The sequence below is a fragment of the Vitiosangium sp. GDMCC 1.1324 genome, assembly GCF_003044305.1.
Classification (GTDB): domain Bacteria; phylum Myxococcota; class Myxococcia; order Myxococcales; family Myxococcaceae; genus Archangium.
In genome coordinates this window covers 226,558-240,378 of sequence record NZ_PZOX01000011.1, presented here as the reverse complement: position 1 = coordinate 240,378, position 13,821 = coordinate 226,558, and the positions used below count along the sequence as shown (strand labels likewise).

8 protein-coding genes and 1 pseudogene are annotated in these 13,821 nt (G+C 65.3%); 4 read left to right on the top strand and 5 right to left on the bottom strand.

What is annotated here, in order from left to right:
- Nucleotides 1–15 precede the first annotated feature (15 nt).
- Complete coding sequence (locus tag DAT35_RS30115; RefSeq protein WP_108071373.1) at nucleotides 16–1,197, top strand: hypothetical protein; 1,182 nt, start codon at nucleotides 16–18, stop codon at nucleotides 1,195–1,197.
- 127 nt (nucleotides 1,198–1,324) lie between these two features.
- Here DAT35_RS30115 and DAT35_RS30110 read toward each other — a convergent pair whose 3' ends face one another.
- Nucleotides 1,325–2,965, bottom strand: coding sequence for a cellulase family glycosylhydrolase (locus DAT35_RS30110; protein ID WP_108071371.1), 1,641 nt, complete (start codon nucleotides 2,963–2,965; stop codon nucleotides 1,325–1,327).
- An 827-nt stretch (nucleotides 2,966–3,792) separates the two neighbouring features.
- Here DAT35_RS30110 and DAT35_RS30105 point away from each other — a divergent pair.
- Entirely contained in the window at nucleotides 3,793–6,108 is a 2,316-nt protein-coding gene (locus DAT35_RS30105) for an endo-1,4-beta-xylanase (RefSeq protein ID WP_233261800.1), read from the top strand.
- On the opposite strand, the gene DAT35_RS30100 is transcribed toward DAT35_RS30105, so the two are convergent.
- The 4 genes from DAT35_RS30100 to DAT35_RS59195 are packed head-to-tail and all read right to left on the bottom strand — an operon-like array spanning nucleotide 6,078 to nucleotide 11,260.
- Nucleotides 6,078–7,289 (bottom strand): HlyD family secretion protein, encoded by a 1,212-nt coding sequence (locus DAT35_RS30100; RefSeq protein ID WP_146209945.1) that lies wholly within the window; start codon nucleotides 7,287–7,289, stop codon nucleotides 6,078–6,080. The genes DAT35_RS30105 and DAT35_RS30100 overlap by 31 nt on opposite strands.
- 5 nt (nucleotides 7,290–7,294) lie before the next feature.
- The gene (locus DAT35_RS30095) at nucleotides 7,295–9,868 is read right to left on the bottom strand and encodes an ATP-binding cassette domain-containing protein (RefSeq protein WP_158501948.1); all 2,574 of its coding nucleotides are present in this window, start codon (nucleotides 9,866–9,868) and stop codon (nucleotides 7,295–7,297) included.
- Nucleotides 9,781–11,031 carry a serine/threonine-protein kinase gene (locus DAT35_RS30090; protein WP_108071365.1) on the bottom strand — a complete coding sequence of 417 codons (1,251 nt, stop codon included), beginning with the start codon at nucleotides 11,029–11,031 and terminating at the stop codon, nucleotides 9,781–9,783. The genes DAT35_RS30095 and DAT35_RS30090 overlap by 88 nt, the downstream gene beginning before the upstream one ends.
- 52 nt (nucleotides 11,032–11,083) lie before the next feature.
- Nucleotides 11,084–11,260 carry a hypothetical protein gene (locus tag DAT35_RS59195; protein ID WP_158501947.1) on the bottom strand — a complete coding sequence of 59 codons (177 nt, stop codon included), beginning with the start codon at nucleotides 11,258–11,260 and terminating at the stop codon, nucleotides 11,084–11,086.
- A 409-nt stretch (nucleotides 11,261–11,669) separates the two neighbouring features.
- Between DAT35_RS59195 and DAT35_RS30085 the strand changes: the two are divergent.
- Together DAT35_RS30085 and DAT35_RS30080 are read left to right on the top strand one after the other, a co-directional pair.
- A pseudogene (locus DAT35_RS30085) lies at nucleotides 11,670–12,209 on the top strand (substrate binding domain-containing protein); the annotation flags it as partial.
- Between the two features lie 121 nt (nucleotides 12,210–12,330).
- Entirely contained in the window at nucleotides 12,331–13,803 is a 1,473-nt protein-coding gene (locus tag DAT35_RS30080) for a chitinase (RefSeq protein ID WP_158501946.1), read from the top strand.
- Nucleotides 13,804–13,821: the final 18 nt, after the last annotated feature.

Here is a 13,821-nt window from a genome sequence, read left to right as displayed (position 1 = left end):
GAGGAGGTTCACAGGATGCGTCAGGTGCGGTGGCTGTCCGTGATGGGAGCGCTGTGCGGGCCGTGGACCCCGGTGGCGATGGCGGAGGGCACGCCCATCGACTGTGAGGGTGTCAGCGGCGAGGGCATCCGCGAGATGCGGGCGCTCTTCGAAGCGGAGCAGTCCTTCCTCTTGGAGAAGGATCGGTATTCACAGGACCTGACGCAGGTGGGCTTCTCGCCCGCGGCGTGCGCGGATGGCTCGCGTGCGCCCGTGCCCGGACCCGGCTGGGTGGCGGGCTGCCATTTCGCCTATCAGGTGACGTCGGTGACGGGTCTGCCGGCCTCGTCCTTCGCCGCCATCGCTCGGGGCGCCACGGGCACCCCAGCCGAGGACGTGACGTTGGAGATCGGCTCGCCCCAGTTCCAGAACATCTTCTTCTGGCTGGAACACTCCGGGGAGCGTCGCTACGTCGACTGGAACGAGTGTCGGCCCACCGGCTCTTTCTCCACTCGAGAGTTCGAGGGCGTCGAGGCCATGAGCCACGTCTTCGAAGGGATGCAGGCGTACTTCGCGGAGAAGGACCAGTATCCGTCCACCCTCACGCAGATGGGTTTCTGGCCCATGAGCTGTACGGATGGCTCGCGTGCGCCCCTGCCTGGAACCGATTGGGTGGCGGGATGTCACTTCACCTACCGGGTGACGTCGGTGACGGGTTCGCCGAATCCCTCCTTCATGGTCATCGCGCAAGGGGCCGCGGGCACTCCGGTCGCGGACGTCACGCTGGGGATCGGCTCGCCCTCGATACAGAACATCGTCTTCTGGGTGGAGCGCGCCGGGGTGCGCCGCTTCATCGACTGGGAAGAGCGGGTGCCAACCGAGTCCGTGTACGCCGCCCAGGAGCAAGAGGGCGTGGCGAACATCCGAGCTCTCTTCACGTCGGAGCAGGCCATCTTCCAGGAGAAGGATCGGTACTCGAGCAACCTCGCGGAGGTGGGCTTCCTGCCCCTGAGTTGCACGGATGGCACGCGCCCTTCGGGTCCGGACAGCTCATGGCTCGGTGGGTGCCGCTTCATCTACCATGTACAGGTGACGGGCCCGTCCTCCTTCATCGCCACGGCGCGTGCCGTGTCCGGCCGCGTCGCGGGCACCACGCTCCAGATCGACGAGACCGGCACGCTCACTCGCACGCCTGTCTACTCCGACGCGTGCCCATGAGGCGTTCGCCTCGCGCCCGGCCGCACCGGCACGCGTGAGCCCCCTGAGCCTGCCCCACGAAATCGGGGCAGGCCCACCTCGGATGAGATGAGGCCTCGAGTCTCGCCTCCGGTCTCCAGCCGCTGTATCAGTTGACGGTGCAGGTCAGGGATGGCGAGGCGTTGGAACCAGAATACGCCGCCTGGAATCCGAAGGTCGTGTTGCTCCCTGGCTGGATGACACCGTTGTAGCCCATGTTCCGCGCCGTCACGCTCGCGCCGGATTGGGTCGGCGTGGCGTTCCACATGTTGGAGATCTGCTGGTTGCCACCGAAGGTCCAGCTGACCGTCCAGCCCTGGGTCGCAGTGGTCCCGGTGTTCGTCACCGTCACGTTGGCGCCGAAGCCAGAGCCCCAGTCGCTCGCGACCTGGTAGGTCGCCGTGCAGCCGCCGTTTCCTCCCCCGGAGGACTGGGTCGTCGCGGAAACGGTGTTGGACGCCTCGCTCACGTTCCCAGCGGCATCACGCGCATACACCTTGTAGCTGTAAGCCGTGTTCGCCGACAGACCCGTGTCCGTGTACGACAGCATGCTGCCAGACAGCGTCGCAACTCGGGTGGACCCGCGGTAGACATCGTAACCGGTCACCGCGACGTTGTCGGTCGAGGCGCTCCACGCGAGCGACACGCTGCTCGACGTCGTACCTGTCGCCGCCAGGTTGCCGGGCGCGGTCGGGCGCTGCGTGTCGCCACCACCACCCCCAAAAACCGAGGCCTCGACGGAGGTGGCCTCGAGACCATTGGCACTCGTGATGAGCCAATTGCCCCAGTCCGTGCGGCTGGCCGGGTTGAAGTTGGTGACCATGTCGAGGTACTCGACGCCACCTCCGTTGCCGCTCCACGACCAGCCGATGTAGCCGAGCCCCAGCGTCGTGGTGTACTCCGCGACTGTCACCTCATCCGGATCGCCGTCGGAGTGATACCACCCGAACTCGCCGACGAGGAGGGGCAGGCCACGGCTGGTAAACGAGTCGAGGTAGGCCTTGACCTTCGCTGGGGTGTTGTAGACGCCGTACATGTGGATGCTGAAGATGGAGTTGCGCAGCGCGTCGGCCTCCCAGACCGCCTGGGCGTTGTCCCGCATGGTGTTGGACCAGTCCTGCCCCCAGTTCGGCGCGTCGAGCATCAAGGTGTGCGTCAGCCCCGCACTCCGCAGGCGTTGGATGGCATCGATGGTCGCCGCAACCCACGTCGTGGGATTGGTGTTGCCAATCGGCTCATTGCCGATGTTGATGATGACGTAGGCCTCCTGGCCAACGAGCGCACTGCGAATGCTCAGCCAGTAGTCGACGGCCTGAGAGAGGCTGTAGGCGCCACTCGCCTCCCCGTAGCCCGTCGTGTCGTGGTTCTCGAGCACGCAGACGAGCCGGTTCTGCTTGCAGAGCGAGATGACGTTCGCCACGTCGCTGGCCGTGCTGACCGGCCACCGGCCACCGCTCAGCACGACGCGGACGCTGTTGGCCCCAACCACCTTGATGTCGGCGAACGAGCTGGTCCTCTGCGCGTACCACACGTGCGGGTGGCTGATACCGCGGATGATGAAGTCGTTGCCGTTCGCGTCGAGGAGCCGGCCGTTGACGATATGGAAGCCGCCGTCAGCAGCATGGGCGGCACTGATGGGCGCGAGGACGGAGAGCGCAACAGTCAGCACCGCGGTTGTCACGGAAGTGAGAAGCCTGCGCCACCAGAACCAGGTACTACGGGTTTCAGTGTGGTGAATCTGTCGGGACATGAGGTGTCTCCAGAAGTGAGTGATCGAGGCGTGATTCACAACTTCATCCAATGGAGCGCCACGGCCCGGTGCATGGGCGCGGTCCATTCCAAAGCAAGACAACTCCCAGTGGCAGGCCTGGGCCCGTCATGGGTCTGCAATTCTTGACAGCATTGCGCACCCTCTCCCTGGAGGGATGTCTCGACAGCCCATCCCTGCCCCAGCTGCCCCAGGTGATGGCGGCTCCGAGGTCACAAGGGGGGGCGAGCGAATCGCAACGTTGTCATTTCAGCAAAACAAAAATCTTTCAGCCCGATGGCAATAGCATGATTCCTCCCGAGGTCACCGGATTGGAGTGCGCGACCGCTGGGGGAGAACGAATCGTAACGTTGTCATTTCTTCTTAAAAGAAAACTCCAGCCCGGCGACAATGAGATGTTTCCTCGTAGGGGTTCCTGGGATTGGGGGGGCGCTCCCACTGAGTCGCCCCAGAATGCGAAACGCCAATGACAGTAAATGAACCAGATTGCGAAGGAATTCAAGCGAAACCGTCTCTTCCGGAGCATATTCAGTACAGAACAGTTCTTCGGAGGCAGGGGAGCGAGTCATCCGGGAGGCGATGCCGGACGTTGTGAGGGCTCGGCGGGTTTGCCGCACAACGTCATGCGGGAGGTGCGAGAAAATCTCCCGCCCTGAAGACACCTGAAGACAATTGAAACCATTTGACGGGCCGTGAAATCACGAATTATCATCCTTTCTCTATTTGATGCGATTGGGTGATTACGCCTGGCCATTGCGGCCGAGGACCGTTTCGTCCAGCCATCTCCAAGCGCAAGACAAGAAAGGGACATGAAACCCATGAAGAACAAGCCTGTCCTGAAGGTGCTTCAGGGGCTCCTGGTATCATCCTTGGCTCTGCTGGTCTTCTCGTCGCCCCCCGCGCATTCTCAAAACACCCTGCTCCTCCAGACTGACTTCGAGGATGGAACGACGCAGGGATGGACCGGACGCGGCGGTGTGGAGACGTTGGCGGCCGCATCGGACGCGGCCCGCAACGGCTCGTACGGCTTGAAGGTCGGTAATTTCAAGCAGTCCTGGCACGGACCGACGCTGGACGTCACGGCATACATGGAGCCGGGCCAGACCTACGTGTTCTCGGGGTGGATCAAGCTGCCACAAGGAGTCTCGAACACGACCGTCTACATGACGATGCAGCGCAAGGTGCCGAGCACCACCTACTACGAGCAGCTGTATTTCGATACGGCCACGTCCAGCAACTGGGTGAATTTCAAGGCCCAGTACAAGCTGCTCGAGGCGGCGGACAATCTCTCCATCTACTTCGAGGCACCGAACAACTCCACGCTGGTGCTTCAGCTCGACGACTTCCGCCTGGAGAAGCTGCCGGACCTCGGGCCCATCGTCATCGAAGAGAACATCCCCTCGCTCAAGGACGTCTTCGCCAACGACTTCCTGCTCGGAACCGCGTTCACCAACGATGAGCTCATCGCGGAGGCGGACAGGAAGCTGCTCGCCAAGCATTTCAACAGCATGACCCCGGGCAACGTCTTGAAGTGGGACAGCACGGAGCCTCAGGAGGGGGTCTTCGACTTCAGCCGCTCGGATGCAGCCGTTCAGTTCGCGCTCCAGAACGGACAGCAGGTCCGGGGACACACCCTGGTCTGGCACTCGCAAACGCCGGACTGGGTCTTCCGGGATGCGAGCGGGAATCTGGCGAGCAAGGAGCTCTTGTTCCAACGGATGAAGAGGCACATCACCGAGGTCATGGGCCGCTACCAGGGCCAGGTATACGCCTGGGACGTGGTCAACGAGGTCATCGATGCCTCGCAGCCCGACGGATTGCGCCGCAGCACGTGGTACCAGATCGCCGGGGAGGAGTTCATCGAGAAGGCGTTCCTGTATGCCCGCGAAGCGGACCCGAGCGCCGCGTTGTTCATCAACGATTACAACACGCACGAAGCAGGCAAGAGCCAGGCCCTTTACAACCTGGTCCAGCGGTTGAGGGCCAAGGGGATTCCGATTGATGGCGTCGGACATCAGACGCACATCAGCCTCTACTATCCAACGCTCCAGGAGATCGAGAACTCCATCGTCAAGTTCGCCGACCTGGGTGTCGAAACGCACATCACCGAGCTGGATGTGAGCGTGTACTCCAATTCTTCGCAGCGGTACGACACGTTCCCGGAGGACTTGAAGCAGAAGCAGGCCGCCCTCTACAAGCAGCTGTTCGACGTCTTCAAGCGGCACAAGAACCAGGTCACCAGCGTCACGCTGTGGGGCAAGGATGATGCAAACACCTGGCTGCGGACGTTCCCGGTGGCCCGCAACGACTGGCCGCTCCTGTTCGATGAGCGTCTGCAATCCAAGCTGGCCTACTGGGCCATCGTGAACGCGACGACGCTTCCCAATCCCCCCACCGGCCTGACCGCAACGGCAGGCAACGGAAGAGTCGATCTGGGCTGGAGCGCCTCGAGCAATGCCACCTCGTACAACGTCAAGCGCGCGACGGCGGATGGGGGCCCGTACACCACCCTGGCGGCGGTCAGCGGCACGAGCTACTCCGACACGTCGGTGACGAACGGAACGACGTACCACTACGTCGTCAGCGCGGTGAACAGCGCGGGTGAGAGTGCGAACTCGGCCCAGCTCAGCGCAACCCCGCGGGGCACTTCGACGCCACCGCCCCAGGGCAGTCTCGTGGTGCAGTACCGTGCGGCGGACATCAACACGGGCGACAACGGCTTCAAGCCGCACTTCAAGATCCAGAACACTGGCGGCGACCCCGTGGCGATGAGCGAGCTGGCCATCCGCTATTGGTTCACGATCGATGGGGAGAAGCCGCTTGCCTTCTACTGTGACTATGCGGGCGTCGGCAACTCGAACGTCACCGGCAGGTACGTGACGCTGGGCACGGGGAAGACAGGGGCGGACCACTATCTGGAAATCACCTTCAACTCCTCCGCTGGCAGCATTCCCGCCGGTGGCAATTCGGGGGAAATCCAGACCCGCACCCACAAGACCGATTGGTCGAACTTCAACGAGTCCAATGACTACTCCTTCGACCCCTCCAAGACCTCCTTCTCCAACTGGGAGCGGGTGACGCTGTACCGGAACGGTCAGCTCGTCTGGGGGACGGAGCCGCCCTGAGACTGCGCCCCCTCGAAGCGGTCGAAGAGCTTCGCCAGGACGAACTCGTAGAGCCGCATCTGCCCGGTGACAATCTCTCCTCGCACCTTGTAGCCCGGGCGGACCTCGAACGGGTGTGGAGGGGGCAGGTCCACGATGGCGAAGAATTCATTGGCATCGTTCGGTGGGGACACGTAGCGGACGCGTCCCTTGAGCACCCCGTACCGATGGAAATGGAACGCGTCCACCTTGAGGTGCGCCGGCTGGCCTGACAGCACTCGCTTCACCTCGTCCTGCGTCAGCTTGAACCTCGCATACAGCGCGCTCCCCTCCTCCAGCACGGGCGCCACCTCGACCAGGATTTCTCCCGCGAGGATCCGGTCGCTGCGCGCCTTCGTATTGTAGACGTAGCGGATGGTGCCGCGGATGTCCGCGCGCACCTCCCGCCTGGCCGCGAGTTGGCCGCGCAACTCCTTCTCCTCGCGCTGCTTCTCCAGCTCCCTCCGCAGCTTGTTGGCTCGCTCGAGCAACGAGAGCCGCGCCGCCTCCGCGCCGAGGAGCTCCAGCTCGACGCGTGTGAGCTCGTCGCGGTAGGTGTCCCCCAGCTTCAGCGCCGCCGCCTCCTGCTCCCTCCGAAGCCTCGACAGCTCGGTGGCGGCGCTCTTCGCCTCCAGGACGCCGCGGTAGTCCGCCTCGTGCTCCTCCTTCGAGAGCAGCTCTCGCTCGTACAGCCCGCGGCTGCGCTCCGCCTTCACCTCCGCCAGCGCCTGCTTCTCCCGGGCGAGCTCCAGCTGGCGGGAGAACGCGCCCAGGCTCTCGCGGGCCTGGGCCTTCTCCACCCCGTGTTTCTGCCCCAGGATGGCGAGCAGACGGCGGTGGCGCACGGCCCGCTCGCCCGCATTGTCCATCTCCTCCACCACCGTCCGCAGCTCCTCCTCCAGGGCCTGGTAGTCCGCCTCCGCCTTTCGCGCGGCAGTGTCGACCTCCTCGTTCTCCAGGAGCATCAGGAGCTGGCCCTCCTGCACCGCGTCCCCCTCGCTGACGTACTGGGCAACCACCCGCACCTCGTACGGCGCCTTGTGGACGGAGCGAGGCCGGTAGGAGAGCACCTCCCCCTCGCGGACGTGCACGACGGCATTCACCTCCACCGTCGCGAAGAGCACCACCCCGATGCCGAAGCACCCCACGAGCAGGGCAAACATTCCCCTTATATGGCGGAGGCCGCCCATGCCACCTCCCGGGCCGGCGTGCCATCCGTCGCGCCCTCCCCGCACCCCTCCTGGATGCGCCCGCCGCGCAGCAGGACCTTGCGGCTCAGCTGCAGCCCCGCCACGGATTCGTGCGAGATGAAGAGCATCGCCCGATCGCCAATCTCCCCCAGCAGCCTGGCGATGGCCGCCTTCGACTCCTGGTCAATCCCCCGGAAGATCTCGTCGAAGATCAGCACGTCCGCATCCGAGAGCAGGGCGCGCAGCACCAGCACCTTGCGACGCTGACCTGTGGACAGGTTGCGTCCCCCTTCCTCGATGAGCCGCTCCAGGTTGTCCGGGTGCTGGACGAGGCAGTCGTAGAAGCCGATTCGCTTCGCCAGCTCCACGATACGCCGCGTGCTGTGGTGCCTGCCGAAGGTGATGTTGAAGCGCAGCGTCTCGTTGAAGAGGGTGTCCTCCGCCGAGACCAGCACCACCCGACGCCGCAGCGCCCGCTCGCCGAAGAGCTCACGGGCGACGTCGTTGACCAGCACCGTCCCACCGGAGGGCTGCTGAAGCCCGGTCAGCACGCGCACCAGGGTGGACTTCCCGCTCCCGTTGGCCCCCAGCAGGAGCACCTTCTCCCCCCTGCGCAGCGTCAGGTCCACTCCTTCCAGGACGGCCAGGCCCGAGGGGTAGCGGTAGGCGAGCCCCCGCGCCTCCAGCACCTCCACCCGCACGTCCTCCTCCGGCGCGCGCGGGGCGGGGCGGGCTGTGCCCTCGCCGAAGTCGAAGTAGCGCCTCAGAATCACGAGGTTCTCCTGCAACGAGAGGTTCTCCTCGAGCAGCGTGGTGAAGGAGGAGAAAATCTTCGCCGACAGGGAGATGAAGGTGAGGAGCTGTCCGAGCGTGAGCGCCTGCTGGGCAATCAGCCCACGGGCGCACAGCAGGATGAGCAGCAGCGAGGAGGACGTGGTGACGAGGGAGACGGCCGCGGTGCTGGCGAGGTCGAGCAGCTTCCCCTTGCGCTGCGTCTCCAGGTAGCGCCCCGCCTGGGCCCCCAGCTGCGCGCTGAAGTGCGCCTCCAGGCTGAAGGCCCGGATGGGCTGCACTCCCTCCAGCCCTTCCACCATGCAGGAGAGCAGGTCGGCCTTGTTCCGGAAGCGCTCGTTCTCCAGCCGCCGCAGCGCCGGCGTCATTCCCACGAGGAGGGCGCCCAGCACCAGCAGGGTCAGCAGCACGAGCGCGGCGGCCTGCGAGTTGAGCACGAACAGCACGATGAGCGCGTTGAGCGAGACCCAGGCGTTGACGGCGATTCGTGAGAAGTAGCTGGTGAAGAAACTCTTGAGCTTGAGGCTGTCGCTGATGCGTTCGAGGTAGTCCCCCCGCGTGAAGGAGCGCAGGTACTGGATGCTCCCCGTCAACATCCGCTCCCCGAAGCGCAGCAGGAAATAGCGGTCCAGCTCCATTCCCAGGTGCACCGCCACGTACCGGGTGAACACCCCCATGAGAATGTCAAACAGCCTGAAGAGTCCCAGGCCCAGGGTGAAGGTGAACAGCACTCCGAAGTCGAACTGGGGGATGATCTCGTCAACGAGCAACTGGTTGACGAAGACAGCGGCGTACGTCATCACGGACGAGAGCACGGCGGCCAGGAGGAAGAGGTACCAGATACCGCGCAGCGAGCCGAGCTCCTTCATCAGCCGCCGGAGCGGATGGTCCGGCGTCTCGTCAAGCACCTGCCGCTCGGCCCTCGAGGCCGGCGGCCGCACCGCGAGCACCACGGGCGCCGCCAGCATCCGCCTCTCCTCACTGCCCTCCACCGCGCGGAAGCGCTGGGGCACGGACGAGAGCTGTTGGTGGTGGACCAGATCGGCGAGGAAGGCCCGCTCGGCGGCCTCGTCCTTCAACCCGAAGTTCTGCTTCACATAGCCGAAGTAGAGCAGCTTGTTGTACAGCGCCGCCACCTCGGCCTCGCTGGGAGGAGCGTCCAGCTGGAGTCCGTGCCTCTCCAGTTCCTCCATTACCTGGCCCCGGATGCGGCTGCGCCACAGCTCCTCCGTCAGGGGCACCTGGACGGTGTGCGCACGCCGGATGTAGTCGGCCACTGTCCAGCGCTCCACCTGCCCGCGTGTGGGGTTGAGGATGCGCAGCCGCCCCCGTTCCACCCCGTCGACCACCACGTAGTGCAGCAGTCCGGTGGCCTCCACGCGCACCGTGGCCAGACACGGGGCGAGCTCGCCCAGCTTCCTCTCCAGCCCCGCGACATCGTTGACGTCCAGCGGTTGCGTGCGCACCCCGAAGCCGTGCTCCTGGAGAAACGCCTTGAGGCTGTCGAGGCGCAGACCCTCGACGTCCAGAGGGAGGGCAGCGGCAATGGCCTCGCGGCTCAGGGGTACCCCGAGCCGCTCGCAGAGCGTCTTCACCGCACTGATTCCGCAGTCGTTGCTCCTCAGCTGCGGGTCCACCTTCGGACGGGCCCGGCGCCACCATCCCCCGAGGCTCATGGGCAGACGTGCTCCCCGGCCCGGGCGCGCCGCGCGCCGCGCCGCCACGCCGCACGCCAGGCCTCCAGCAGCTCCACGGCGCAAGGGAAGCGCTCCTCCGGGGCCTTGGCGAGGGCGCGCTCGATGACGTCGGCGAGGGCCTCCGGGATGCGCACGCCCTCGGGAGTCCATACCGCGCGGGGGGCGGGCTGATCGCGGATGGCCTGCGCCAGACGCTTCCACAGCACCTTCTCCGAGAAGGGCCGGTGGCCCGTGAGGATTTCGTGGAGCAGCACCCCCAGCTGGAACACCTCCGAGCGCATGTCACCCGGGCGGCTGCTGATGCTGAGCGAGCCGGGCTCGATGCGCTCGGGGGGCATGAAGGCGGGAAGGCCGCCGTGAGGGACGGAGGCCTCCTCCGCCGCGTCGCCGCTGCGCCGCGAGAGGCCGAAGTCGATGAGCTTCACCCGGTGCTCGTCCGTCAGCATGAAGTTGCGCGAGTGAACATCGCCGTGCAGCAAGCCGTGGCGGTGCAAGTGGGCGAGCGCGGCGAGCGCCTCGGCACCGATGCGCACTCGCTCCGGCAGGGGCAGAAAGACCTCCGCCATGGTGTGACGAAGCGGAGTGCTGCCGGCGTACTCCAGCGCGGCGTAGCAGGGCTCCCCGGGGTGGAAGGCCAGCAGGCGACAGATGTTCTCATGAGGGGCCAGCCCGGCCATGAGGGAGAACTCCCGCTCGAAGAGCTCGCGATCACAGTCCGCCCTGGGCCCCTGCAGGATGAAGACCTTGAGCACCACGGGCATCCCAGTGCCCACCTGCCGCGCGTGATGGAGCGCCACGTCTGGCTTCTCCACGATCAGTTCCCCGACGCGGTACTCACCGAGCACCTGCCCGGGGGTGAGCGCCCAGGTGGAGTCCTCCCGGAGGTCCGCCCCTGCGGAGCGCAGCAGGCCAGCGCGCCGCATGCGCTGGAAGAAGGTCCGCACCGTGGCGGCGATGGCCTCCGGCGGACACCCCGCCTGGCGCGCCAGTTCCTCCAGTGCCTCCGCTTCCGCCCGCGGCTTCCTGAACAGCTCCAGGTAGCTCTTGATGACGGGGTTGACCAGATAGCAGTTCTGGTGAGCGCGCGTGTCCACCACCATGATGCGCTCGCCGACGCTTGCGCCGGTGCTCGGTTCCGAGCCACCGAGGAGACTCGAGCCCTCGCCCTCACCCCAGGGGTGGAGCTCGAAGTACTCCGGAAACACATAGAGATGTTGCTCAGTCATGACCGAGACAGGGGCGTGGTGCGCCGGGGCTGAAGCCTGTTCTTCAGCCGCTCTAGCAGGTGTGGTGGTGGTGGCTCCTACTACTGTGGCTCTTTTTGTGGCTCTTGCTGCTCTTTCTGTGGCTCTTGCTCTTACTGCCGTGCGACTTCTCCCAGCCGGCCTTGAACTCTAGGACGCGGTCCATCTGCTCTTCGGTCAACTCATTGAGAACGTTCGAAAGGTTCAGCATTGAAGTCTCTCCAAGAAAGGATTGAAGGTGACTGCTGTAGATGACAATGCCGTAGCGCACCCCGCCCCCGATGCGACCCACTCCAAATCGCACCGCAACAGGATGTTAGGCAGTGGCCCTCTCGCGGAAGAACTGTCCTTGAGGATGGCCTTGACGGCGCACAGCATACAAAAGGACCGTTCTTGCCCAATCGCGCTTCATTCGCCGTGGTCATGTCGAGTTCTCTCTTCAGATTTCGAAGTAGCGGCCCCGCTCGAGATCGGCGATGAGCCCAGGCTGGCGTGGGCGCCATCCAAGCTGTGCCTGCGTTCGCGTGCTCGAGGCCGCGATGTCGCGCGCGAAGAAGCGTGCGAGCCAGGCAAAATGAGCTGCTGCTTCCTCGGGTGATTTCGAGTTTGGTCTCCCGGAACCGTCGGCGCTGAAGTCTCGCCTCCTCATGCGCACGCGCGTCATCACCTGCGCATCGCCCGCGTACGTCGCACGTCACGGGCTGCCACGCCATCCGAGCGACATCGAGAAGCATCGGTGTGTGCTGATGCGAGATCCCTCCACGGGAAGCCACTTCGGATGGGAGTTCGTGCGCGGGAAGAAGACCGTCCCTGTGGACGTGTCTGGACAGCTGATGGTGAACGGCTCCGGTCCGCTTCTCGCGGCGTGTCTCGGGGGACTAGGAATCGCGCAGCTGATCGAGCTCTACGCGCGCGACCTCGTGGCCGACGGACGGCTCGTTCAAGTGCTCCCGGAGTGGGCCGAGGAAACGTATCCGCTCTACGCGTACCATCATTCCGCACAACTCATGTCGGCCAGGGTCCGCGCCTTCTTGGACTTCGTCGTCACACTGACGCGCGAGCCCTCGTCAACCGGCGCCCTTGCGTCGAAGACCGACCAGGCACATCGGTCAGGCGACCGGGCCAGCGGCGAGCGACGAGCGCGTCGTAACGAGCCGTAGGGCCGTACCGAAAGCCGGAGCGCGGTGGGCGTGAACTGAACGGGTGACACACCCGAAAAACCCGAAAAATCGAGCACCGCTCTCTTAGTGGGTGAAAACGAGCACCTGCACAGGAGAGCTCATGAAACGTTCGATTCGCTCCGCCGTGTTCCTCGCGGCCATCCAGCTGTTTGGCACTGCCTGCGGTGGGCAGGAAATGACTCCTCTGGAACTGGAGGAAGGGACCCTGACCGCCGCGGCCTGCGCCGAGTGGGCGGAAGGCAATACCTACACGGCCGGGCAGGTCGTCTCCTACCAGGGCCTGTCGTACACGGCGCTGGTGACCCACACCGCCTACGTCGGCACCGGCTGGAACCCCCGGGACACGCCCTCCTTGTGGACGGCCGGGGGCAACTGCGGCACGCCCGCGTTCACGGTGAGCCTCTCGGCGAGCCCATCCTCCATTACCGCGGCGGGCAGCATCGGCCTGACGGCACAACTCAGCGGCGGCACGGGCACCAAGGTGGAGTTCTACCGGGGCGCCACGCTGCTGAGCACGGACAGCAACGGCGCGGATGGCTGGACGGCCTCCGATGCGTTCAGCTCCTCGAGCCAGAACGGCACCTACAACTACACGGCCAAGGCGTACACCTCCTCCGCCAACGCGACCAGTTCGGCCGTGAGCGTGTCGGTCAACATCGGCGGACAGCCGCCCCCCACCACCACCATTCCGAAGCACGCGCTCATCGGCTACTGGCAGAACTTCAATAACGGCGCCAAGACGCTGCGCATCCGCGACGTGCCGGCCGCCTACGACGTCATCATCGTGGCCTTCGCCGAGCAGACCGCCACGCCCGGCCAGGTCACCTTCGCCGTGGACTCGGGCCTCTCCAGCGCCCTGGGCGGCTACTCGAAGGCGGACTTCATCAGTGACATCCGCGCCAAGCAGACCGCGGGCAAGAAGGTCCTGCTCTCCATCGGCGGCGAGCGCGGCAACGTCGCCGTCAACAGCTCCGCGACCATCACCGCCTTCGTCGACAGCTTCCACGGGCTGATGAACGAGTACGGCTTCGACGGGCTCGACATCGACCTCGAGAACGGCATCGACACCGCCAGCATGAGCACCGCCGCCCGGCAGCTCGCCAACAGGGTCGGCACGAGCTTCGTGCTCACCATGGCCCCGCAGACGCTCGATGTACAGCAGGGCGGGCGGTACATGCCGCTCATCAATAACACCAAGGACATCCTCACCATCGTCCACACCCAGTACTACAACTCGGGAGCCATGCTGGGCCGCGATGGCAAGGTGTACAGCCAGGGTTCCGTGGACTTCATCACCGCGCAGGCGGACCTGCTCCTGGCCACGCTGCGCGCCGACCAGGTCGCCCTCGGCCTGCCGGCCTCCACGCAGGGCGCTGGCAGCGGCTATGTGAGCCCCTCGGTGGTCAACGCGGCCCTGAGCTGCCTGGCCCTGGGCACCAACTGTGGCAGCTACAAGCCGGTGGCGAAGTACGCGTCCATCCGCGGCGTGATGGACTGGTCCATCAGCTGGGACGGCACCAGCAACTGGGCCTTCTCCAACGCGGTCGAGCCGCACCTGAACTCACTGCCCTGAGCAGCCTGGCACTGCTCC